The sequence below is a fragment of the Anaerolineales bacterium genome, from assembly GCA_003105035.1.
GTDB lineage: Bacteria > Chloroflexota > Anaerolineae > Anaerolineales > UBA4823 > FEB-25.
Window position 1 is genome coordinate 74,766 of the sequence record PQAL01000003.1, and the last position, 23,014, is coordinate 97,779.

At 49.1% G+C, this 23,014-nt stretch carries 19 protein-coding genes, 1 tRNA gene and 1 riboswitch; of the genes, 8 read left to right on the plus strand and 12 right to left on the minus strand.

The window, feature by feature from the left end; genetic code table 11:
- Nucleotides 1–167 precede the first annotated feature (167 nt).
- From C3F13_01625 to C3F13_01635, 3 genes are read left to right on the plus strand one after another with little or no spacing between them, the layout of a single operon-like run.
- Nucleotides 168–956, plus strand: a complete 789-nt coding sequence (locus C3F13_01625) for an ABC transporter ATP-binding protein (GenBank protein ID PWB56265.1) — start codon at nucleotides 168–170, stop codon at nucleotides 954–956.
- Nucleotides 957–997: 41 nt separating this feature from the next.
- Nucleotides 998–1,999: a ribose ABC transporter permease gene (gene rbsC, locus C3F13_01630; GenBank protein ID PWB56266.1), complete on the plus strand. Its 1,002-nt coding sequence runs from the start codon at nucleotides 998–1,000 to the stop codon at nucleotides 1,997–1,999.
- A 30-nt stretch (nucleotides 2,000–2,029) separates the two neighbouring features.
- A complete protein-coding gene (locus tag C3F13_01635) occupies nucleotides 2,030–2,938 on the plus strand; it encodes an alpha/beta hydrolase (GenBank protein ID PWB56267.1) in 909 nt (302 codons plus the stop codon).
- Nucleotides 2,939–3,065: 127 nt separating this feature from the next.
- On the opposite strand, the gene C3F13_01640 is transcribed toward C3F13_01635, so the two are convergent.
- A complete protein-coding gene (locus tag C3F13_01640) occupies nucleotides 3,066–4,469 on the minus strand; it encodes an isocitrate dehydrogenase (NADP(+)) (protein ID PWB56268.1) in 1,404 nt (467 codons plus the stop codon).
- A gap of 69 nt (nucleotides 4,470–4,538) precedes the next feature.
- Entirely contained in the window at nucleotides 4,539–5,351 is an 813-nt protein-coding gene (locus C3F13_01645) for an IclR family transcriptional regulator (protein ID PWB56269.1), read from the minus strand.
- A 250-nt stretch (nucleotides 5,352–5,601) separates the two neighbouring features.
- Here C3F13_01645 and C3F13_01650 point away from each other — a divergent pair, with 250 nt between their 5' ends.
- From C3F13_01650 to C3F13_01660, 3 genes are all read left to right on the plus strand, one after another.
- A complete protein-coding gene (locus C3F13_01650; protein PWB56270.1) occupies nucleotides 5,602–6,837 on the plus strand; it encodes an MFS transporter in 1,236 nt (411 codons plus the stop codon).
- A gap of 944 nt (nucleotides 6,838–7,781) precedes the next feature.
- Complete coding sequence (locus C3F13_01655; GenBank protein ID PWB56271.1) at nucleotides 7,782–8,129, plus strand: hypothetical protein; 348 nt, start codon at nucleotides 7,782–7,784, stop codon at nucleotides 8,127–8,129.
- 151 nt (nucleotides 8,130–8,280) lie between these two features.
- Entirely contained in the window at nucleotides 8,281–9,432 is a 1,152-nt protein-coding gene (locus tag C3F13_01660; GenBank protein ID PWB56272.1) for a hypothetical protein, read from the plus strand.
- A gap of 389 nt (nucleotides 9,433–9,821) precedes the next feature.
- Here C3F13_01660 and C3F13_01665 read toward each other — a convergent pair.
- Nucleotides 9,822–9,893, minus strand: a tRNA-Lys gene (locus tag C3F13_01665).
- Nucleotides 9,894–10,212: 319 nt separating this feature from the next.
- Here C3F13_01665 and C3F13_01670 point away from each other — a divergent pair.
- Both C3F13_01670 and trxA read left to right on the plus strand, forming a co-directional pair.
- Nucleotides 10,213–11,502 carry an ABC transporter substrate-binding protein gene (locus C3F13_01670; GenBank protein ID PWB56273.1) on the plus strand — a complete coding sequence of 430 codons (1,290 nt, stop codon included), beginning with the start codon at nucleotides 10,213–10,215 and terminating at the stop codon, nucleotides 11,500–11,502.
- A 206-nt stretch (nucleotides 11,503–11,708) separates the two neighbouring features.
- Entirely contained in the window at nucleotides 11,709–12,035 is a 327-nt protein-coding gene (gene trxA, locus C3F13_01675; protein ID PWB56274.1) for a thioredoxin, read from the plus strand.
- A gap of 815 nt (nucleotides 12,036–12,850) precedes the next feature.
- Here trxA and C3F13_01680 read toward each other — a convergent pair.
- From C3F13_01680 to C3F13_01720, 9 genes are all read right to left on the minus strand, one after another.
- Nucleotides 12,851–14,071, minus strand: coding sequence for a methionine adenosyltransferase (locus C3F13_01680; protein PWB56275.1), 1,221 nt, complete (start codon nucleotides 14,069–14,071; stop codon nucleotides 12,851–12,853).
- 72 nt (nucleotides 14,072–14,143) lie between these two features.
- A riboswitch (SAM riboswitch) is annotated at nucleotides 14,144–14,272 on the minus strand.
- Between the two features lie 99 nt (nucleotides 14,273–14,371).
- Nucleotides 14,372–15,358, minus strand: coding sequence for a fructose-bisphosphatase class II (gene glpX, locus C3F13_01685; GenBank protein ID PWB56276.1), 987 nt, complete (start codon nucleotides 15,356–15,358; stop codon nucleotides 14,372–14,374).
- A 42-nt stretch (nucleotides 15,359–15,400) separates the two neighbouring features.
- Nucleotides 15,401–16,219 carry a hypothetical protein gene (locus C3F13_01690; protein ID PWB56277.1) on the minus strand — a complete coding sequence of 273 codons (819 nt, stop codon included), beginning with the start codon at nucleotides 16,217–16,219 and terminating at the stop codon, nucleotides 15,401–15,403.
- Nucleotides 16,209–16,961, minus strand: a complete 753-nt coding sequence (locus C3F13_01695; GenBank protein ID PWB56278.1) for an isoprenyl transferase — start codon at nucleotides 16,959–16,961, stop codon at nucleotides 16,209–16,211. Before C3F13_01695 ends, C3F13_01690 begins: the two co-directional genes overlap by 11 nt.
- Complete coding sequence (locus tag C3F13_01700) at nucleotides 16,958–17,515, minus strand: ribosome recycling factor (protein PWB56279.1); 558 nt, start codon at nucleotides 17,513–17,515, stop codon at nucleotides 16,958–16,960. The genes C3F13_01695 and C3F13_01700 overlap by 4 nt, the downstream gene beginning before the upstream one ends.
- Before the next feature lie 172 nt (nucleotides 17,516–17,687).
- Nucleotides 17,688–18,410 (minus strand): UMP kinase, encoded by a 723-nt coding sequence (locus C3F13_01705; protein ID PWB56280.1) that lies wholly within the window; start codon nucleotides 18,408–18,410, stop codon nucleotides 17,688–17,690.
- A gap of 96 nt (nucleotides 18,411–18,506) precedes the next feature.
- A complete protein-coding gene (gene tsf, locus C3F13_01710; GenBank protein ID PWB56435.1) occupies nucleotides 18,507–19,112 on the minus strand; it encodes a translation elongation factor Ts in 606 nt (201 codons plus the stop codon).
- An 18-nt stretch (nucleotides 19,113–19,130) separates the two neighbouring features.
- Complete coding sequence (gene rpsB, locus C3F13_01715) at nucleotides 19,131–20,138, minus strand: 30S ribosomal protein S2 (protein ID PWB56281.1); 1,008 nt, start codon at nucleotides 20,136–20,138, stop codon at nucleotides 19,131–19,133.
- A gap of 259 nt (nucleotides 20,139–20,397) precedes the next feature.
- The gene (locus tag C3F13_01720; protein PWB56282.1) at nucleotides 20,398–22,932 is read right to left on the minus strand and encodes a penicillin acylase family protein; all 2,535 of its coding nucleotides are present in this window, start codon (nucleotides 22,930–22,932) and stop codon (nucleotides 20,398–20,400) included.
- Between the last annotated feature and the right edge of the window lie 82 nt (nucleotides 22,933–23,014).

The window sequence follows — 23,014 nt, forward strand, 5'->3', positions numbered from 1 at the left end:
AAATTTTCAATGGGCTGGAGAACAGAAGGAAATTTAGTTTCTCCAGCCCTCTGATTGTTAATATCGGAAAAATTCATTCTTGTTTTATTAAAAGACATGGCGAAATCTCTGTGGGCGAAAATCGTCTGAATGGCAGCATGATTCAGAACGATGGTTAGTGAGGGTTTATGACATCGGAATATATTGTTGAGATGAAGGATATTTGTAAGAGCTTCGGCGGGGTTCAGGCGCTGAGCAATGTAAACCTAGAGCTAAAACATGGTGAGATCATGGGTTTGGTTGGTGATAACGGCGCCGGGAAATCTACCTTGATGAAAATTTTATCCGGTGCCTATCTGGCAGATCAAGGGGAGATCATCATCAACGGGATAAAAGTGCACATTCACACTCCTCAAGATGCCTTCAACTTGGGGATCGGTATGATTTACCAGGATTTGGCCTTATTTAATAATCTGGATGTGGCAAGGAATATTTTTGTCGGTAGGGAGTTGACCCGCGGACCATTCAATTTTTTTGTGGATAAGAAAAGTATGTATCAACGTGCAGAAGAGGTGATCCGCGACTTGCGTGTTGACATCAAATCGCCCAGGATGAACGTGGCCCGAATGTCAGGTGGCCAGCGGCAGATGGTAGCCTGCGCCCGGGCAATCGCCTTCGAATCCAAAGTTTTAATTATGGATGAGCCAACAGCAGCATTAGGAGTGACAGAAGCCAATAAACTACTCGGTTTGATTCGGAATCTAAAAGAAATCGGCCTTTCGATCCTTCTCATCACCCAGCGAATTCCTGACATCCTGGCAATCGCTGACCGGGTATTTGTGTTGAAAGGTGGTCAGCGACAGGATATATTGGAAGTCAATAAGTGTTGCCTTGACGACATCGTGACCATGATTATCAAAGGTAAGGACGGCAATGTGACTCAGCCTCCTGAAGTAGTATATCAATCTTTCGGATGACTCACGGTGTTCATCCATCAATAGGTAGCGAGGTTGAGTAAATGTATCCCAACAAAAAAGCCATATCTGCTGAGAAAAAAACTCCTGGGTTTGATGTGAGCAGCTTGAAAAAATATACGGTCACATTCGTCCTTTTTGCCCTTATTATCCTCTTTTCATTCACCAGCCCATATTTTCTCACCGTACGTAATCTGTCCAATATCCTTATCCAGAATACATACTTTATCATCGTGGCGATTGGATTGTCATTCGTGATGATCGGGGGTGGGATCGACTTGTCGGTAGGTTACCAGATGTCTCTGGTGGGTGTCGTCACTGCCATGTTAATGATGGTTTATCACTTGCCTGCCTGGCTGGCAGTCCTGATCGGTCTTTTATTGGGCACTACCTTGGGCATGATTAATGGATTAATTGTCACCAGCATCAGGATCTTCCCCTTGATTGCTACCCTGGCAACTGCTACAGTTTTTCAGGGTATTTCTTATATTATCTCGAAAGCGAATACTTTTCGAGGATATCCCGATCAATTCCTATTCCTGACCAAAGGAAAAGTTGTTGGAATACCATTCGATATCCTCCTTACCGTCGTGATTGCTCTATTGGCAAGCATCGTGTACACGAATACGGTTTTTGGTTTCCGTTTATTGGCGTTAGGCGGGAACGAAGAAGCCTCACGGCTGGCAGGCATTAATACGCGCAAGATGAAAATTCTCATCTACACGTTATGCGGCTTTTTTACCGCAATTGCTACCATGGTAATGATCTCAAAGTCAAATACCACCAACTCTTCATTTGGGCCTGGCACGGAGTTCATTGCTCTAACAGCTGCAATCGTAGGGGGTGTTAGTTTTATGGGTGGTGAAGGAAGCATCCAATCTCTCATCGCTGGGGTATTACTGCTAGCGGTCTTGGGCAATGGTATGCAGCTGGCGGGATGGGGCACATATGCTCAGTATATTGTCAGAGGAATGATCTTGTTAGGTGCAGTGGCATTTGACCAATTCCAGAGAAACGCAAAAATGCTTATTCAAGTAAAAAAATAAGCTTTGCAGAAAGTCGGAAACATGGAGAAAATGGATTTCATAAAAAACCATGACCATATTGCCGGAGAGCTCTTGAGGATTCCGCCAGCTGATATCTCGCATATCAGAAGAAAATGGCTGGATCAAGCGTATGCCCAAATTTCAAGTGCTCAAAAACTTGATATCTATTTACCCGATGAAGGAGACGGACCATTCCCGATCATTATGCATATTCATGGGGGTGGTTTTGAAATGGGAGATAAGCGCGACATGCCGGTCGCGGCGTATCTGCGTGGGTTAACTCAAGGTTATGCCGTGGCCAGTGTTAACTACCGGCTGAGTGGTGAAGCGATATTTCCCGCAGGGCTGCAAGATCTTAAGGCTGCTATCCGCTGGTTGAGAGCTAACCAATCAAAATACCTACTTGATGGCAGCAGGATTGCAGCCTGTGGTGGCTCAGCCGGAGGGAATTATGCTGCAATGCTATGCCTTACAGCAAAAAACACCGAGCTTGAAGATCTGAGTCTCGGCAACCCGACTTTCTCGTGCGATGTCCAGGCTGCTGTTGATATGTTCGGCCCGACTGACTTTTTAAAGATGGACCAGCAGCTTACCGAAAGTAAATTAGGTGTACCGGATCACAGCCAAGCCAATTCGCCAGAATCGAAATATTTAGGAGCGAAAATCACCGAGATACCATCTCAGGTCCGGCTTGCCAATCCGATGACTTATATCCACAAGGATATGCCCCCTATCCTGATACAGCACGGCCGTGAGGATCACCTGGTTCCTGTACAGCAGTCAGTTATTTTTGTTGAAAAACTAAAGAAATATGTTCCAACGGATCGATTTGAGTTTGATATTTTAGAGAAAGCTGACCATGGTGACCCTCTATTTGAAACTGAGGAAAACATGAAGAGGGTATTTTCTTTTTTGGACAAACACTTGAAACCGATATAGTGATTCGATATGGTTTAGGATCGATGGAATTACTTTAGATCAGTATCATCCTACTTCGAAATTTCTCACTTAAATGCAGAATCTCTTTCTCGATTTTGAGAAAGAGATTCTCTTTGACTTCTCAGGATTAATCCATATGCTTAATTATCGCATCACCAAACTGGGAGCATGTTAGGAGCTTTCCATCTTCCATTAATCTTTCAAAGTCATAAGTAACGGTTTTTGCCTTGATAGCACCTTCCATCCCCTTGATGATCAGATCAGCTGCTTCGGTCCATCCCATATAACGGAACATCATCTCACCGGATAGAATGACGGAGCCCGGGTTGGCTTTATCCAAATCAGTATATTTAGGTGCAGTACCGTGCGTAGCTTCAAAGATAGCATGCCCGGTTACATAGTTTATATTGGCACCTGGAGCAATACCAATGCCCCCCACCATTGCTGCAATATAATCAGATATATAATCTCCGTTCAGGTTCATTGTAGCGATAACATCAAAATCGGACGGATGGGTGTGTATGGAAGATATGGCCACATCAGCAAGGCGATCTTTGATGAGAAGTTTATGCTTCCACTGTCCATCTCCATGTGTGTTCCATAATTCCAAAGCATTCGCGACCTGATTCAAGACATCCGTTTTTTGGTCATCCGACATCAACGAGAAGCTGGAATAGATTAATTTTGCATTGTCTACAACAGATAATTCTGGGTCATTTTCTTTGTTCCCAAGAATTTCTACTTCTTGTTCGGTAACAATTAGGTTGCGGAACTCGCGCTTGGCCAAAGCATAACCCCATTCTACAAAGGCACCTTCAGTATATGGCATGATATTACCTTTGTGAATTAAGGTTACACTCCTGTGGTTATTATCGAGCGCCCACTGAATCGCGGCTCGAACAAGTCGTTCAGTGCCTTCAATGGAAATGGGTTTAATGCTCAATCCTGAAGTTTCAGGAAAACGAATCGCCTTATATTCAGTATTGAAGGTTTTCTTAAACAATTCCATGAATTTTTTATGGTCTTCAATACCATATTGAAATTCAATCCCAGTATAAATGTCTTCGGTATTTTCACGAAATATTACAACATCAACATCTTCCGGTCGTTTCATCGGAGTAGGGACTCCATCAAAGTATCGGACTGGACGAAGACAAACATATAAGTCGAGCAATTGCCGTAAAGCCACATTCAACGAGCGGATACCGCCACCGATAGGGGTAGTCAGTGGACCTTTGATTCCCACCAAAAATTCTCTGAATGCTTCAGTTGTCTCGTCAGGCAACCAGCTCTCAAACATCTGATAGGATTTCTCCCCAGCATAAACTTCCATCCAGTGGATCTTGCGCCTTGCTCCATAGGCTTTCTCAACTGCAGCGTCAAACACTCTTACAGATGCCCGCCAGATATCACGTCCTGTGCCGTCACCTTCGACAAATGGAATGATTGGGTTATCGGGAACATTTAATTTTCCATCTTTAATCGTAATTTTTGACCCATGTATTGGAACAATAACACTCTTGTATGCCATTCTAATTCTCCATTAGGAATAATAAAGACTTCATAAAAAGGATTATCGATTTTAACAAGAAGAAAACGCCTACTTGCCAACTCTCATCGGAGCAGGTATATCGATAGCAGAATTGGCGAGGGGAGCGGTAGACATCGCGATTTCCTGGCTGATCTCTCCGGTTGTAGTAACCATAATTGGACCTATCTCCATCATTCTTTCATGCGTAAGCCGGTACGCTGGTCCAGCGACAGCAATCGACGCAATAGGATGGTGTTCCTGATCAAAAATCGGCGCAGCCACCGCATTGATTTGTTCCTCTAATTCTCCCTCAGAAATTGCAAAACCAAGCTCTCTCACTGTATTAAGATTATTAGTTAATTCATCCACTGAGTTCAATGTATGAGGGGTTAATTGAGGAATTCCCCGATCCAGAATTCGTCTAATTTGTTTTTCTGGTAAAAAACCAAGGATAGCCTTTCCAGAGGCAGTTGCAAATGCTGGAAGCCTTTGTCCAATAGCAGCTGCCAATTTGATGCGGTGGGGACCTTCAAGTATATTAATAAATACAACATCAGTATCATCTAGTATAGTAAGGTCAATATTTTCCTCGTACATATCGCATAAACGATGCATGAAAGGTACCGCTAAACGACGCAAATCATTTTGCTCCATCGTTAAATATGCCATCTGAAGCAAGCGAATACCTAGCCGATAGACACCTGTATCTTGATCTCGTTTAATGAAGCGCTTATTCTCTAATGTGGCTAATAATCTGTGTGCTGTGCTCTTATGAATTCCGACCTGATCGGCAATTTGTGTCATGGTCAATTCCGGAGTTTGGCTGGAGAAACATAAGAGCACATCCAATGCCCGATCCACTGCACGTACTGATTCACTCATAACGAATTTACCTCGCCCGCTAGATAATAATGAAAAAGGAATAAAAATTCTGTGTAGTGATAGCACAGAAGGAAGAAGCTGTCAAGCGAATAATTCGAATCTATATTTGTCCTATCGTTGATCATATTGATTACCAAAACCTGTCGCTGAACAGAAACCTCAGAGTATCATAACAATAATTAAGACACAAAAAACCAATAATCAGTGTAAGATAATCCATTACTACCATCAATTCTATAGGGAATTCAGAATGGTTCAAGCTAAACAAAAATTTCTTGGAGTAAATGGCCTGGTTATTTTTATTGCTCTTTTGAGTGCATTCGTACCACTTTCAACTGACCTGTATTTACCCGCTTTACCTGGAATGAGTGCTTATTTTGGCACAAGCGCGGACCGGATCAGCTTGACACTAACCACCTTCTTTATCTTTTATGCCCTAGGCACACTGTTTTGGGGACCGCTTAGCGACCGTTATGGGCGCAAACCAATACTAATCGCCGGCATGGGATTGTACGTCATCGCAAGTGCTTTATGTGGATTGATGCCGAGTGTAGATGGCTTGATCCTGTGTCGCATTCTCCAGGCTATTGGAGGTAGTTCTGCTGGAACAGTAGCCACTGCAATTGTGAAAGACGTTTACAGTGGCAAAAAGCGCGAATCAGTTCTAGCAATTGTACAGTCCATGGTGCTTATTTCACCCGCCATTGCTCCTGTGTTTGGTGCTTTCTTAATGAAGATCATGTCTTGGCGGGGTATATTTTGGACTCTAACAGGTATTGGAGTAGTGGCTTTGGTTGGTAGCCTGTTGTTTGAAGAATCCATTGCACAGCGCACCTATGGAATGCTAAATGAAAATTTGGGGCGCTTGGCGAGAGTATTACAAAACCGCGGATTCACATATTTATTGCTTCTTTTTTCGCTTGGAGCTATCTCAACCATGGCTTTCATCGCCTCATCAACTTTTATTTACCAAGATGGCTTTAATCTTAGTGAACAGACGTATAGTTTTTATTTCGCGCTCAATGCCTTGGGGATGATCGCTGGCCCAATGATTTTTTTATGGCTATCGCGGCGTTTCAATGCTGTGAGTATTATATGGGCCTGCTTTGCTACTATTGCAACTAGTGGCCTTCTTGTATGTATTCTAGGAAACCTCCAACCGTGGATTTTTGCCCTGTGCATTCTACCTGCTTCAACCGCAGGTAGTTGCATCCGGCCACCATCATCAAATCTGATGTTGGAGCAACAGAAGGGAGACACAGGAGCAGTATCTTCTTTGATGAGCTGCGCCGGCCTCCTCATGGGCAGTATTGGGATACAGCTAATCTCATTGCCATGGACAAATACAATCATTGCCTTGGGCATCATAACATTTGGCATTGCTTTTGTTAGCCTGCTTGCATGGCCTTTTGTGCTCAAGAAAATAATCCAACTGCCTGGCCCTAAAGTACCAGAACTGTACCAATCAGATCTGACCAATTCCTAAGTACTTCCATCGTTACCATAGAGATCTAGATAGGCATAACCAACTTATTAATAACAGTTTGGTATTCATTGTGTAGTACCGTTGGAAGTAAAAAACAATCGGTTAAATATGCCTCTTGGCAGGATTATGGTAAATTGCTGAATGTCCAGCTGTGCATGGTGTTGTTTAAATGCCAATCGACTAATTAAGGATCTCTAGGAAGGTAGATTAATAGGCTGGAGTTGGATGGATTCGAAACATTGACATCATGAATATCTATAATGAGATCATAATCGTGAAACAATTCAGAAAATTACACATTGCAAGAAAACATGAGAGGTATTCTAGATTCAAAGTGAATTGTTCCTTGTTGTCATGTTTCCCCTCCTTTAATTTATTGACCGCTCTTGGCTGGTGTTAACTGGTAGAAATGTTAAATATAAATCCATTGAAATTCGTCTTTTTTTGTGATATGACTAAAATAACAATAATAGGGAATTAAACTAAAAGACCCGACTTAAAACGGGCCAAAATGAGAGAAAATCAGCGTTTTTAGGGCTTATTAACCCCTTCATCCCATTTTCAGTGAGCATGCATGCACCGAGCGGTCACCTGCTCGTTCTTTTTGCAGAAGCAAGGTGGAGCGGCTCGAAAGTACTCCCCGTTACCAAGCGGAGAAACGACTCACTGGTAAGATGACAAAAGCCCTCTACTAGTAAATCTGTGAACGCTGGTCCTATGGGCCTGTACCCTCTTACCCCTGGGCATATAGGGACGACCAGGATAGGAGCGGGGCAAAGACAAGCCAGACATGGTCGGAGAGAGTCGGCTATTACCAGATCACGGCTCGCCCTTCCCCCCATACCGCAAAAGACCCGGCATATGATTCCTCCCTCTGGTCAGAGAATCACTCCCTCTCGCACACACCGTCATCCCCATCTATGCAATGGTGATATTCTCAGGCTGTGTTCCTGGCTTACCAGGCACATGGACCTGGAGGTAAGGGGGGAGGAGCCTATAAGATTAGCACGTTAGTCAAAGGCGCTAGCATCCGAGTGAATATCGGGGTCTCTTTTTATGAGGATGAATCATCATCCATGGGCGGTAAACCATGCTACCGCGCACTTGCTGGCAAACCGTATGCCATCGCACGGAAAAATAGGATGGGGTTTATAGGTCAAATCAGACTTTGTAAACTATTCCAGGCTTATTTGCCAATTAATCTAGTGCATTCCCTTCAGCACATAGGCCTCGATGAAATCTTATACCTCGCTGACCTTTCGCCTTTGGCTCGAAGTGTCCTTATTGATTAACGTAGCCATATTATTCTTGCAATGATTGACCGGTGAAGAATCCCATGATCAAAATGATCTCTGATAATATAAAAGATAGCATAACCTCATCAGCATAAAATACCACGAATTATTATACATGGACTATAAATTTTCATGGTAAAATGTATATATGATTGAAAGACCCGCATATACCACTCAAATCAATGCTGCTCTCAAACGCAGCCGGATTGTCGCCCTGATCGGCCCCCGCCAAAGCGGAAAAACCACCTTGGCTCGCATGTTCGTATCGAGTAACTCGGTGAATTATTTCGACCTTGAAGATCCGGTCAGTCTGAGCCGGTTAGAAGAACCAATGACGGCTCTAAGGGATCTGACGGACTTGGTCGTGATTGACGAGATCCAACGTCGCCTTGACCTGCTTCCCATCTTAAGGGTACTAGCAGATCGCGACCCACTTCAAGCCAGATTTTTAATCCTGGGCAGTGCCTCACCCGAACTGGTTCGCAATGCCTCCGAGTCATTAGCTGGTCGCCTGGAAACCATCGCAATCAGTGGTTTTAGTCTGTCTGAGGTAGGTCAAAAAAAACTCGTTCAGCATTGGTTGCGTGGAGGATTTCCCCTCTCTTACCTGGCAGCCAGTGATGCGGATAGCCAGATTTGGCGTAAGAATTTTTTCCAAACTTTCCTGGAACGTGATTTACCTCAATGGGGTATCCAAATCCCTTCGCAAACACTCATGCGCTTTTGGACATTGTTGGCTCACTACCACGGTCAGACCTGGAACGCAACGGAAGCCTCCCGTTCATTTGGGGTCAGCAACATGACGGTGGGGAGGTACCTGGATATATTAGAGGGTGTGTTCATGATCCGTGTGTTGCGTCCCTGGTATGCCAACATTCATAAACGCCAGATCAAATCGCCAAAAATCTATTTCCGTGATTCAGGGTTACTTCACACCATGCTGGGGATAAATTCTGAGCTAGATCTCTACACGCATCCCAAAATTGGGGCTTCCTGGGAGGGATATGCCATCGAGGAAACTATCAAGAGGTTGCGTCCTGATGAAGTCTATTTTTGGGGCACTCACAATGGAGCAGAGCTAGATATGTTACTCCTTCGAAACGGCCAACGAATAGGGGTCGAATGCAAACGCAAGGATGCACCCTATCTAACCCCTTCCATGAAAATTGCCATGGAAGACCTTCAACTGGACAAGCTGATTGTCGTTTATCCGGGTGAGAAAAAATATCCGCTTGCAGATCAGATCGAAGTAGTGCCGCTTATTTATTTTGGAGATACTGCAAATCCCTCTGCCCTCTAGCTTTCGACCACCTAATCTGCATTCGTCTTCCCTCATTTAATTTTGGACCCTGGCTATCCAAATGCTGGATTGCTTGCGGTTGTCTATCATGTCTCTTTGAGGAACGCTTATTAATCAGTGTTGATAACGGTTGAGTTATGTTGACAGATGTTGACTGGTGTTGACCGGCATAAATGTTATGAAATATCCATTGGAATTCCCCTCTTTTTTATGAAATACCCAAATCGGTCAAAATGGGGGATTAAACGCAAAAACCTGCTTAAAAGCAGGTCTGGGTGGGAGAAAACGTGCGTTTTTAGGGTGTTTTTAACCCCTTCATCCCATTTTCAGTGAGCGTGGAGCGGCTCGAATTTTACACCCCCTGTGGGTGCAGCAACCAAAACAAAAAGTGAGCGTGGAGCGGCTCGAACGCTCAACCAATGGCTTAAAAGGCCACTGCTCTGCCATTGAGCTACACGCCCGTTTTGCGAAAAACATTCTATCACGCGTGCTCAGCTTCTACAAGCTTTGAGTTTTTTACGGTTTTTATGAACAATACGGATATTTACCAAATTACTAACAATGCTTCGGAACCCTGACGAGTATAGGATTATCGGCTAGCATGCTTGTTATGCGGTGAAGATATCAGCAGGGATAACCAGTAATGTTGTTTTTTTAATATTTATCGCTATAATGTTGTTATCACAGAAAGCGATTAGATATTTCCAATAAGGGATAACTACGCGGGGTGAGGTTATAGTAGCGTAAACACCCATATTGCAACAGCTTGTTTTTTGTAAAATGAGGAGGATATCAATGATCAGCAGACCCATATTTAAACGTATGTCATTTTGCGCCTTCACAGTCTTGATTGGCATTGGATGCATAATACTTCTCCTTACCGTTATGAAACCCGCTCAAGCCACACCACTCGATAACGCTGGGGACACCCAAGAAATCAGCGGCACAGTCACACTGTGGCATGCGTACGGTCCAGGTAGCACGGAAGAGGCGGCTCTAATGCAGATCATTTCCAACGCACTGGCCGATAACCAAGATTTAACCATCACAGCCACCTTTATATCATTTTCCGATATATATCGCCTTTATGAAACCGAGGTCATTTCAGGTGGTGGTCCCGATATGTTCGTTGCTTCGAATGACTGGCTGGGTCATGAAGCCCGTCTGGGGGTGATCTCCAACCTGGATGACTACCTGCAAGGCCGCTTGACCGATGTTTATACCACTGCAATCGAAGGTATGAAAGTGGATGGGGAGCTGTACGGAGTGCCCGAGTCATCGAAAGCTGTGGCTCTATACTTTAATAAGAGCACAATAACCACACCACTGAACACCACAACCGCCTTGCTGGCTGCAGTGCAGAACGACAAAAAACTCGCCCTCACCACAGATGGTGCTGGTTCATACTTTAACTTTGGATTCTTCGGAGCCTTCGGAGGCGAACTGGTGAATGAAAGTGGCAGGTGTATCGCCAAGGAGGGGGGAGTGGCTCCTGCCATGCAATACCTGGTAGATCTTGTGAACGCTGGAGCAACGCTCATTACTGATACATGGGGGCAGGGCGGAATGCCTTTTTGTGCCGGTGAGATTGATATGTACATTGACGGCATGTGGGATTTGGGAGCACTCCAAGCATGCCTGGGGGATGACCTGGGGTTAACCGTCATACCAGCCGGACCGGAAGATTTCGCTAAACCGATGACTGGGATCGATGGTTTTTATGTCAATCCGAACACGACTAACTATACGTCGACGGTCGAGCTGGCATTATTCATGACCAACCAGGAATCAGCCCAAATATATGTGGATGTAGCTGGTCATGTGCCTGTCCGCACTGATGTAACGATATCTGATCCATTAGTAGCTACTTTTGCTCTCGCTGCTGAACAAGGTTGGCCGCGCTACCAGGGTTCACAGATGAATAATTACTGGAGTCCTTTCGGTGACATGATGACCTGGGTATTGGCAGGAGATGTCTCACCAGAAAAGGGCGTTAGAATGGCCTGTGATAAGATGAATTGGTTAAACGGCTTTGGTCCACTAACTTTCCTGCCATTCATTAAGAGATAATTGATATATTAAAGCAGATATAATACTCACCTTTCACCTGCACCTCCAATCAAGGTGCAGGTGAAGGCTTTCTGCTCAGCATGAATGGATGGGAATTGCTCTGTTCTAAACCAGGAAACGAAGCAATTGGTGACGCGAGCCCTTGACTTTTTTCGTCGCTCTTGTTACTATCCAACTCATCCCCCGTGTTGAAACAGGAGTCAACCATGTCAGAGATCCCCAAGCTGTCCGAAGCGGTCTTTAGCGCCGAAGTGCTGCAATCTGCACTGCCTGTCGTGGTTGACTTCACCGCTGTATGGTGTAATCCATGCAAGATGCTCGACCCGGTGGTTACACAACTGTCTGAAGATTGGATTGGCAAGGTAAAGTTCGTCAAGCTTGATGTAGATGACAATGCCAATCTGGCTGTGCAGTATGGTGTGATGGGAGTTCCCACATTAATCCTGTTTGTCAACGGTGATCCCGTCCAGAGATTGAGCGGTTACCAATCCAAGGACCGTATCGTATCGAAGTTTGGTTCTTACATCAAATAATCACTTTCCTGATCTTCAAACACGGCAGACGTGATGTCTGCCGTGTTAATTTAAACAGGAGACAAAAAACAAAGCCTATTGCAGGCAATTGCCATAGCAACTGTTGCCAATAAAAACCGGGGGGTTCTAAACACTTAAAGGTACAAAAGTCTCCCTGCCTATGCTTTATCGATGCACTGCGCGTCCCTGGTTTCCGTATCATCCCCCAATGTGAGATGATCATCATAGCCATCGCCCATCAAGCTGAGCATGTCAACGCCGATGAAGTGTTCGGGTTAATCAAAGAACGCACCCAGACGATGAATAGCGCTACTGTATATCCCACCCCTGACATGTCGGTCAGCCAGGGAGCTGGCTAGCCGCATCGACCTGGGCGAGGGGAGAATGATCTTCGCCATCGATCAGCACGGAGCCCACACCTATTTGGTCCGCCGCTAATGCGGCAGGGTCATGGATGCCAATCCCGATTTACTTATGGAACTCACCAGCCAGCTTCAATCACAGCATCGTTTCACTGCTGACCTTCAATACATCCCAGTCCTGGGTTTCTGCCGCTCGCACTTCGCTCACTCATCCGCCTGTGTCAAGAGCTACCTCTCACCATGCTGGTCTCTACCCATAACATACTCGTGGTGCGCGAGATCTTTCCATGCACGATCGACCTGGATAATGGTTGCGTGGTCGCTGATGGGCCCACACACGAGCTCATGAATGACCAACGCTTTCTTGAAGCTCACGGCATGGAACGGCCTTAGATAAAAAAACGGACTGGCACGATGGTTTGCCAGTCCGTAGAGGATTGCTCTAGCTTTCGATTAATCGCAGCCCAAACCGGCGGCTTTTCTAAGCACTGCCACCTTGTCTGTCTGTTCCCAGGGCAGGTCCAGGTCATCCCGCCCAAAGTGACCGTAAGCCGCCGTCTGGCGGAAAATTGGGCGGCGCAAGTTCAGGTCACGGATGATCGCACCGGGGCGCAGATCAAAAACCTCGCTGACAATTTTGGCAATTTGGTCATCCGGAATTTTGCCCGTCCCAAATGTCTCAACGTTGACGCTCAGCGGATGTGAGACACCAATGGCGTAAGCCACCTGAATCTCCGCCCGGTCAGCCAACCCAGCTGCCACGATGTTTTTAGCGGCATAACGCGCCGCATAAGCGGCAGAACGGTCCACCTTGGTGGGATCCTTGCCGCTGAAGCAACCCCCGCCGTGCCGACCCATCCCGCCATAGGTGTCCACGATGATTTTTCGTCCGGTCACGCCTGAATCACCCTGCGGGCCACCGATCACGAAGCGCCCGGTGGGGTTGACGTAGATCTTCATTTGATTGTCTACCAACTCCTTGGGCAGGGAAGGCATAATTACGTTCTCGATGACTGATTCAGTGATCTCGACATGGGATATGTCAGGGTCATGCTGGGTGCTCACCAGAACGGTATGCACCCGTTTAGGCTTGCCAAAGCTGTATTCCACGGTGACCTGGGTCTTGCCATCCGGGCGCAGCCAGGGCAGTGTGCCATTTTTACGCACCTCTGCCAGCTTGCGTGCCAGCTTATGGGCCAGGTAGATTGGCAATGGCATCAGCTCGGGGGTCTCGTTGCAGGCAAATCCAAACATCATCCCCTGGTCACCAGCACCCACTGAGTTGATATCCTTTTCGCTCTTCCCTGTAGCCTTTGATTCCATCGAATGGCTCACACCCTGATCGATATCAGGCGATTGTTTGGAGATCGCTACTTGAACGGCACAGGTACTGCCATCAAATCCCTTCTCGCTCGAGTCGTACCCGATATCGACCACGATCTTGCGCACCAGCTCATCAAAATTAATGTTGGCGTGCGTGGTGATCTCGCCAAGCAGCATGATGAAGCCTGTCTTGGTCGCCGCTTCACATGCCACCCTGGAGTAGGGATCCTGGGCCAGGCAGGCATCCAAGACGCCATCGCTGATCTGGTCGCAGATCTTATCGGGGTGGCCTTCCGTCACCGATTCGGATGTGAACAGCAGGCTGGGAGAATTCATAAAAGTATTGCTCATCAAAGCCTCCATAAAAGAACTTGCCCCTTCTGGTCAGGAAAGGGCAAGCAACGAGCGTTCACAAGAGCTACCCTCTCATCTTCCAGATTTTTCTCTGCCGGAGTTGGCACCTTGAAAGCAATCTGGCTGCAAACTCAGTCTGATCGCTGCTAGGTTGTCGAGGTTTCACAGGGCCGGTCCCTCCACCTCTCTGGATAAGAGCGCCTAAGGGGCTGCTAGGTTATCGGGCGGATGATACCACTGTTAGAAACAACTGTCAACTTGGCGGACATAGCTTGCTTGTGATCGTATTGCCTGCCCTCAATATTCGATTGAGCTGATCTTGCGCAGTTTATCCCAGCGGTGGATCGAGTTAATCTGGCGTACAGTACCCGAAAGACCTCGCACTACCAGGCTGCTGGTGCGCGCACCCTGGCTGTGATACTTCACACCGTCCAACAGCTCACCGTCTGTGATACCCGTGGCGGCAAAGAAAACGTCTTCCGATGCGACCAGGTCGTCCATGGTGAGTACTTTGTTGAAATCATAGCCCATCTCGTGGCCACGTTGTGTTTCATCCTCATTGCGGGCATAAAGCCTGCCCTGGATTTCTCCGCCCATGGCACGCAGGGCACAGGCAGCCAGCACGCCCTCCGGTGAGCCACCGATACCCAAGAGCACATCGATGCCGGAATCCGGCCAGGCGGTCATCAAGGCACCGGAGACGTCCCCATCCATGATCAGGCGGATGCGGCAACCCAAACGGCGTACTTCCTTGATCAGCTCATCATGGCGCGGCCTGTCGAGGATAACCACGGTCAGATTATCCAGCTCAATATTTTTGGCTTTGGCGATCTTTCGTAAGTTATCCTGGACCGGAGCAGTGATGTCCACCACCCCTTTGGCCGCGGGTCCGACGGCAATTTTATCCATATAAACATATGGACCAGGATCAAACATGGTGCCGCGCGGCGCAATTGAGACGGTAGCAATCGAGTTGGGCAACCCGTGCGAAAGCGGGCGGGTACCATCAATCGGGTCGACGGCGAGGTCCATCTGTGGGCCTTCACCAGTCCCCACCCGCTCACCATTGTAAAGCATGGGGGCTTCATCCTTCTCCCCTTCTCCGATCACAATGACGCCATTTATCTCGATCGTGTTCAACATGTAGCGCATCGCATCTACGGAGGCTTTATCGGCGGCATTCTTATCTCCCCGCCCCATGAAGCGACCAGCCGCCAGTGCGGCTGCTTCGGTGACGCGCACGAGCTCTAATGCCAGATTACGGGTCGGTGCTTCTTTCACAATACCCTCCCATCAATGGTTTACTGGGTTGAAACCATACATCGATCAGAGTTGCAAAAAAAGGACCAAATAATAACCAATCGCGACAGCCCACAGCCAGGCATCAATTCGGTCAAAAGCTCCCCCATGACCGGGCAGAATATTCCCTGAATCTTTAACTCCTGCCTGGCGCTTGACCATACTTTCGCCCAAGTCGCCCAGGGTGGGGAGGACCGCCATCACCAGGCCTACAAGGGCTCCTTTAACCGGAGTAATCCCAGCCGCAGGCCCAGCAAAGTGTTGGAACAGCAACGCGAACAAAGTTGTCAGTGGCACTCCCAGAAGGATGCCACCAAAGTATCCTTCCCAGGTCTTTTTGGGGCTCAGTCGAGGCGAAAGTTTGTGGCGTCCGAATCTCCTGCCGATGAAATACGCCCCCGAGTCCGCCAGCATCACACCAGCCAGCACCACCAGCACCCACCACTGGCCATCGGGCAGGCCACGCAAAGAGATGAAGTATGCCCCAAGCCAGCCAATATAAAATATCCCCGCCAGGCTGACGGCAAAATCGGTACCTGCTTGGTCACGCCCCCGCTCATAGGACACCAGGTGATAAGTCATGCTGAGCAGGACGATCAGGCTGATCATCCAGCCTGCACTATCAAATCCGTTTACTGTGCGACCCACCAGTAATAATAATGTGCCACCCACCACCAGGATCAATCCCGGGTGAAGCCCCGCGAGCTTAAAGAGATTGACATACTCCCAGGCCGCTGCCCCCATGAATAGTGCAACCAGCACCGTCAGGTACCAGCCACCCAACCAGATGGCAGCCACTCCAATGGGTAACAGAATAGCTGCTACCAGCAGGCGTTTAGCGAGCATGGTTCTTTTTGTTTTTGACCTGTGCGGTCGTCAAGCCATACCTACGCTCACGCTGGTTGAATTCATCGATTGCCTTTAATAATTCCTGTCGGTCGAAATCCGGCCAGTAGGTGGCAGGGAAATACCACTCGGAGTAAGCCCCCTGCCAGATGAGGAAATTGCTGCCGCGCAGCTCACCGGAGGTGCGGATGATCATATCGGGATCTGGCACACCGGCGGTAAACAAGTACTGGTTCACCAGGCTATCGGTCACATCCTCTGCTTTAATCCCGTCCCGGATCAGCGCCTGGATGGCACATACGATCTCATCCCGCCCGCCGTAATTGAAGGCGATATTCAAGACCAGCCGGTTGTTATCTTTTGTATATTCAATGGCTTTTAAAACCTTTTTCTTGAAGGATGGGCGCACATTATCCAACCGCCCAATATGCCTGAGCCTCACCCCCTGGTCATGCAGCTCCTGGAGCTCGTTATCGATCACATTCTCAAAGATACGCATCAATCCCTGCACCTCTTCGGTGGGGCGCCCCCAATTTTCAGTGGAAAAGGCGTAAATCGTCAGGTATTTAATGCCAAATTCAATACAGGCTTCGATAATCCGGCGCAGGTTTTCCGTGCCTGCCCGGTGGCCTGCCATGCGCGGCAGCCCACGGGCCAAAGCCCAGCGCCCATTGCCATCCATGATGATACCGATATGGGTGGGAATCCTCGCGGGTAGAGCAGGCTCCTTGTCCGGGCTCATACTTCCATTATTTCCTTTTCTTTGTGGACACCAACTTCATTAACCAGCTCGATGTATTTATCGGTGAGCTCCTGCAGGTTTTTTTCGCCTTCTTCCAGCTCATCTTCCGAGATCAGCTTCTCGTGTTCGAACTCGCGCAAGTCTTTGATACTATCGCGCCTGACGTTACGCATCGCCACCCTGGCTTCCTCTAGGCGGTTGTGCACCAGCTTAACCAAGTCGCGACGCCGCTCCTCGGTAAGTGGCGGGAGGTTCAAACGGATCACCTTGCCATCGTTATTGGGGGTCAGACCTAGGTCAGAGGCCATGATCGCCCGCTCAATCGCCTTCAGTGAAGTGGCGTCAAATGGCCTGATCATCAGCATGCGCGATTCTGGCACGCTGATGGTTGCCAGTTGCATCAAGGGGGTGGGCAGCCCATAATACTCCACAGACAAGCGCTCGACCAGGGCGGGAGATGCCCGGCCGGTCCTAATTCCTGACAGGTCTTCCTCTAATGCTTCAAGCGCTCCCTTCATGCGGTCTTCAGCTTCGTTATGTGCTTCTTTAAGCATAGAGGCCTCCCTGCCTTCCTGTCGTCGAATGCTATCGGAATGTAACAAGTATCTAGGTCTAGTAGATTATCTACCTATAGGATACCCGAAAATAGCCACGGAGAAAAGGGTAAATCACCAGGACTAAGATGGACGATCGGCGAAGTAGATTTGTTTATCGCGTCGTACACACTTACTCTGAGCACACCAGAGTGCCAACCGGCTCGCCATAAATCGCCTTTAAGAGGGTGCCTGGTTGCCACATGTTGAGCACCAGGATCGGCAGGTTGTTATCCATGCACAGCGAAAGGGCAGTACTGTCCATCACCTGCAGCCGGCGGTTGATCGACTCCATGTGGGTTAACTTCTCGAAGCGGACAGCATTTGGGTTACGAACTGGGTCAGAATCGTACACGCCATCGACCTTAGTGGCCTTGATCAGCACATCCGCCCCAATTTCCATGGCCCTCAACGCAGCGGCAGTATCGGTGGAGAAGTATGGGTTGCCGGTCCCCCCGCCAAAGATCACCACCCGTCCTTTTTCCAGATGGCGAATGGCGCGCCGGCGGATATACGGTTCGGCGACAGCCTGCATCTGCACGGCCGACTGGACGCGGATATACATGCCCATACGTTCCATGGCATCCATCAACGCCAGGGCGTTCATCACGGTAGCTAACATGCCCATATAATCAGCCGTAGCGCGATCCATCCCACGCTGGATGCCCGTCCGGCCGCGCCACAGGTTACCTGCACCGATGACCAGTGCCACATCCACTTTTTGCTGGCGGACCTCGGCGATGATCTTCGCCACCTGCTCGGCCTGTTCAGGGTGGATTCCCAGCCCGTCAGCCCCACCCAGAGATTCACCACTCAGCTTAAGTAAGATGCGCTTATATTTTAGGGTTCGTTCCATTCGGATCTCCTGGTATTTGCGTGTCTGCCTGTTCCTTCACACGAAAGCACAGAGTTAATTTTAACAAAAAAGCCAACCCGAAGGTTGGCATTCTGATTACGCTTTAGCTTCCTCGCCCACTTCCCACCGGGCAAATCTGCGGATGACGATATTCTCTCCAATAGCCGCAATATTTTGATTGCGTAGGTCTTCAAGGGTGATCGTATCATCCCTGACATACGGCTGGCGGAGCAGGCAATGATCATTGTAAAATTTCTCTAATTTCCCTGCAATGATACGCTCAATCACATTCTCGGGTTTTCCCTCTGCCAGTGCGAGGCTGCGGGCCTTTTGGGTTTCCTCACCGACAACCTCCGCTGGGATATCTTCAACACGCACCCATTTCGGTTCACCGGCAGCAATTTGCAAAGCCACTTCGTGGGCAAACTTGCGGAATGCCTCAGAGCGGGCCACAAAATCGGTCTCGCAGTTCACTTCAACCATCACACCCACCCGTCCGTTGCCGTGTGAGTACAGCTCCAGCATGCCTTCCAAAACTTCCCGGTCGGCGCGCTTTGCAGCTTTGGCCAGGCCTTTCTCGCGCAGATACTCAATCGCCTTTTCGAAATCACCATTGTAGGTTTCAAGGGCTTTACGGCAGTCCAAGACGCCTGCCCCGGTTTCTTCACGTAGTTGCTTAATTTGATCGATACTAATGGCCATGATCATTCCTCTCGCCGTTTACTTCGCTTCTTCCGCACCAGCATCAGCTTCATCCTCAGCTTCAGCTGCTGTTTCTTCTTCTACCGTTTCTTCTTCTGCTTGTTCTTCTTCCACTTGCTCTTCTCCTGCCTCTTCAAGCTCTTCTTCTTCAGCTACAATTTCTTCGGCAAGATCAGTTTCAAGCTCAACAATCTCCTCAAGCTCTGCCGGGGCGAGGTCCTTGGGGTGTGTAACCAGCTTGGCCAGGGTTGCTTCACCCAGAAGTTCTTCATCAGATAGCTCAGCTTCTTCCACGGCTGCCCGGGCAACTGTGCGAGCTTCCTCTTCAATGATCTCTTCCTTACGGGCTCCCAAGCCTTCAAGGGCTGCATCGGCAATCTTACCCACCACCAGCTTGATGGCGCGGATGGCATCATCGTTGGAGGGGATGACATAATCGACATTGGACGGATCGCAGTTCGTATCCACCATGGCTACCACGGGGATTTTGAGCAGATTGGCTTCGTGGATGGCGGTGCTTTCACGCGACACGTCCACAACAAACAGCATCTCCGGGGGGCGGGCCAGCTTGCGTACACCGCTCAGCAAGCCTTCCAGGCGCTCGATCTCACGCATCAGGATCAAGCCTTCTTTCTTGGTGATGCGGCCAAAATCGCCACTGTCGCGCATACGCTCAAGACGCTCGAGCTCGTTAATTCTCTGGCGGATGGTGCGCCAGTTCGTCAGTGTACCGCCCAGCCAACGGGCAGTCACGTAAGGCATGCTCGATCGGGTTGCCTCGAGCTGAATGGTTTCCTGAGCCTGTCGCTTGGTACCGACGAATAACACTACGCCACCGGTTGCGACGGTATCACGGACTACGTTATATGCTATATCTAGTGCTTTTGAGGTTTTTTGTAAATCGATGATGTGAATGCCATTCCGCTCGGTAAAAATATACTGCTTCATGGCAGGGTGCCATTTGTGCGTACGATGCCCAAAATGAACACCCGATTCCAATAAGGACTTCATGGGTACAACTGCCATATTCTTTTTTCTCCTTGTGCGTTTTTCCTCCGCCCCCCTCATTCCAGCTGGGACCGCAGTTGGGAGACTATCTCAGCCCTTCTGCGGCACGCACCAACGGGTCAGGAAGCGTGTGGGATAATGGTTCACCTGTTTCCAGGCGTAACCGCTCCCGCCTAAGGCGGGAGCGGGGTGGAGTATACCACAAATTTATTCGATTCGTCCAGAAATTTGGTGCTCGGGCGAAGATTTTTCGGGCAGGCATACCTGGAAACCCTGCCTATGGTGTCAGGACCAGGTGTCCTTTGGCAGCACCCTCCACTTGTTGCTGAGTCCACAGCATGGGATGGTATTGGATGGTTCGCCACATGTCAATCTGGTTGTCGTAATTGGCATGGTAGGCATGGCCCGATTGGCCAGTGGTGTTCGTCGATAGTGTCGCTGTCAGGTTGCTCAGATCCACAATCAGCCTCTCGGAGGGCAGCCACAGAACCTGGTAGGCTTTGCTAGAATCAGGCTCAGCCGCGTTCCATGATGTGGCATTGACGATCGAGGTGCCCCCGGCAGTTTTATATGGACCGCGGTTGAAGATGGCTTCGATGGGTCCAACCCCCGAGACGCCCAGAGACTGGTTGTGGAATGTGACCGTGTGGATGTCTCCCCATGCCCAGCGCGAAGTGTTTTTACCCAATAACTGCTCAATTTCAGCCACGGCCTCGGTAAACGACTGGGTCAGGATGTCGTCCATGGTTTCCACGGTCGAGGTGGTCCGGTCATCCCACCAGGCGCTGTTCGGATCCTTGGTGAGGTTGCGCATGATCTCAAACCAGGCGTCACCGCCATCGGGCCAATAATCCTCCGGTAGGTCATCGTGGAATGTGCGCGCCAGGACCGCTCGCCAGAAAACGTTATATAGTGCTGGGGCAGCCAGGTCCATCCGATTTTGGAAATCCCACCCTGACAGCAGATTACGCACCTCCACCAGGTGAGAATCCGGCAAGTTGAGGGTCATCAGCAAGGGCACCATGAGCGCCGCTGAAGCATTATAGTCATCACCGTGCATGGTCTGGATGTAGGCGGCATCAATCGGGCCTGGCGCAGTCTCGATCATCTGCACGATGCGGGCAGCCCTAAAGCCATAATCTTCTGCGGTGAGGTTATACCGATACTCCGGTCCCACGATGTAATTATTCGCACTCACGATATAGCCTTCAGGTGGATTGTACGCATATGGCAGCTGGTCGAAGGGGATGTATCCCTGCCACTCATATTCATCGGTCCAACCAGGCACCGGGTAATCACCACTATGATTAGGCAGGCGAATGGGGATATTGCCAGGAGTTTGATAGCCTATATTGCCTTTGATATCTGCGTAAACGATATTTTGTGACGGGACGGCAAAATTGGAAGCTGCTTCGCGGAACTCAACCCAATTCTGGGCACGATCGTATCCGAAAATCGCCTTGAAAATATTGGCAGGTTCGAGGGCAGTCCAGCGCATGGAAATGGCGAAGTTGGGCGGAAGACTGACGCCCCAGGTCTCCTGCACTTTTTGATGGTCTTCTGTGTTATCCCAGATCACCGGACCATGCCGTGTAGAGCGAACTGTTATTTCAACTGGAGCACTGCCGGCCACCTGGATGGTATCCGTGACGAGCGTCATATCGACCCATTGGCCATTGACCTCATACTGGTTGGGATTGTCAGGATTGATCTTTTCAATATAGAGGTCAAGCACATCCGGGCCGACATTGGTGAAACCCCAGGCGATGTTGTCGTTATGGCCAACGATGACCCCCGGTACACCGGCGAAGGAATAGCCCACAACGTTGTACGGGCAGGCCTCCGCAACCGATTTACAGTGCAGGCCAACTTCGTACCAGATTGAAGGCATTTGTTCTGCCAGATGCATGTCATTCGCCAGGAAGGGCAGGCCGGTGGTTGTGCGGTTGCCGCTGATAACCCAATTATTGGAGCCAATGCCACGTCCAGACGGGCCCAGCACCGTATCCATTTTCGCCATGGTTACGGAAAGCTCCTGGAAGGCGGGCGAAAGCTGGGCCAGGAGCTGGCTTTCAGTGACTGTGCCTTTCAACCCAGATGGTGTAGCGCCTAGGGGCAGGTGGTTAACAACCACGGGATGGTCTGCTGGATACGGAGGAAATAGGTCGGCAATCTGCCCAGGGGTGAAGGATTTCATCAGTACAGCATGCTCCACTTCGCTGTTCATGCGGGTCTCTCCCAGGTTCCACGCCATGGCTTTTCCCCAGGTTAAAGTATGCATCGGCTGCCAGGGCTCAGGAGTATAGCCGCCATTGAGCAACTTCAGAACGGCGTACTCCAGGCTCAACGCGGCACCCTGGTGATCAGTCAGGTAGGCATTCACTCCATCTGCATAGGCTTGCATCAGCGCCAGCTCATCCGGTGCCATGGCATCCAGCTCCTGTTGGGCGATGCGTGCCCAACCCATCGTGCGCAGGAAGGTATCAGTAGCAACCTCTGAACTCCCAAACATCTCAGCCAGCCTTCCCGAACCGATATGACGCCAAAAATCCATCTGCCAGAAGCGGTCCTGGGCAGTGACGTAACCCTGGGCGAAGAATAGATCATGGGGGGTTTGGGCGTATATATTGGGGATGCCGTAAGTATCGCGGTAAACATCCACCGCTTCATCCAGCCCACTGATTTTTATCTCACCCCGTGTAGTGGGGAACGAGCGACGCACAAGATACACACCTGCTGCGCCTAACACAATAGCAAGCACTACAATGATGCTGACGATGGCAATCAGCACACGACCGAGCTTCTTGGACATATCTCCTCCTTTGGCAAGGGAAGTATTATTCCCGCTAGCAAATATTCGATTGTTGGATTGCGGGGTTGCTCTTAGAACCCGC

Coding starts and splice junctions, on each gene's coding strand:
- C3F13_01700 (PWB56279.1), bottom strand. CDS start 17,515: ATGCTTAAAGAAGCACATAACGAAGCTGAAGACCGCATGAAGGGAGCG.
- C3F13_01695 (PWB56278.1), bottom strand. CDS start 16,961: ATGAGCCCGGACAAGGAGCCTGCTCTACCCGCGAGGATTCCCACCCAT.
- C3F13_01650 (PWB56270.1), top strand. CDS start 5,602: ATGGTTCAAGCTAAACAAAAATTTCTTGGAGTAAATGGCCTGGTTATT.
- rbsC (PWB56266.1), top strand. CDS start 998: ATGTATCCCAACAAAAAAGCCATATCTGCTGAGAAAAAAACTCCTGGG.
- C3F13_01635 (PWB56267.1), top strand. CDS start 2,030: ATGGATTTCATAAAAAACCATGACCATATTGCCGGAGAGCTCTTGAGG.
- C3F13_01680 (PWB56275.1), bottom strand. CDS start 14,071: ATGAGCAATACTTTTATGAATTCTCCCAGCCTGCTGTTCACATCCGAA.
- C3F13_01645 (PWB56269.1), bottom strand. CDS start 5,351: ATGAGTGAATCAGTACGTGCAGTGGATCGGGCATTGGATGTGCTCTTA.
- C3F13_01705 (PWB56280.1), bottom strand. CDS start 18,410: ATGGAACGAACCCTAAAATATAAGCGCATCTTACTTAAGCTGAGTGGT.
- C3F13_01690 (PWB56277.1), bottom strand. CDS start 16,219: ATGCTCGCTAAACGCCTGCTGGTAGCAGCTATTCTGTTACCCATTGGA.
- C3F13_01720 (PWB56282.1), bottom strand. CDS start 22,932: ATGTCCAAGAAGCTCGGTCGTGTGCTGATTGCCATCGTCAGCATCATT.
- rpsB (PWB56281.1), bottom strand. CDS start 20,138: ATGGCAGTTGTACCCATGAAGTCCTTATTGGAATCGGGTGTTCATTTT.
- C3F13_01625 (PWB56265.1), top strand. CDS start 168: ATGACATCGGAATATATTGTTGAGATGAAGGATATTTGTAAGAGCTTC.
- C3F13_01660 (PWB56272.1), top strand. CDS start 8,281: ATGATTGAAAGACCCGCATATACCACTCAAATCAATGCTGCTCTCAAA.
- C3F13_01670 (PWB56273.1), top strand. CDS start 10,213: ATGAGGAGGATATCAATGATCAGCAGACCCATATTTAAACGTATGTCA.
- C3F13_01640 (PWB56268.1), bottom strand. CDS start 4,469: ATGGCATACAAGAGTGTTATTGTTCCAATACATGGGTCAAAAATTACG.
- trxA (PWB56274.1), top strand. CDS start 11,709: ATGTCAGAGATCCCCAAGCTGTCCGAAGCGGTCTTTAGCGCCGAAGTG.
- tsf (PWB56435.1), bottom strand. CDS start 19,112: ATGGCCATTAGTATCGATCAAATTAAGCAACTACGTGAAGAAACCGGG.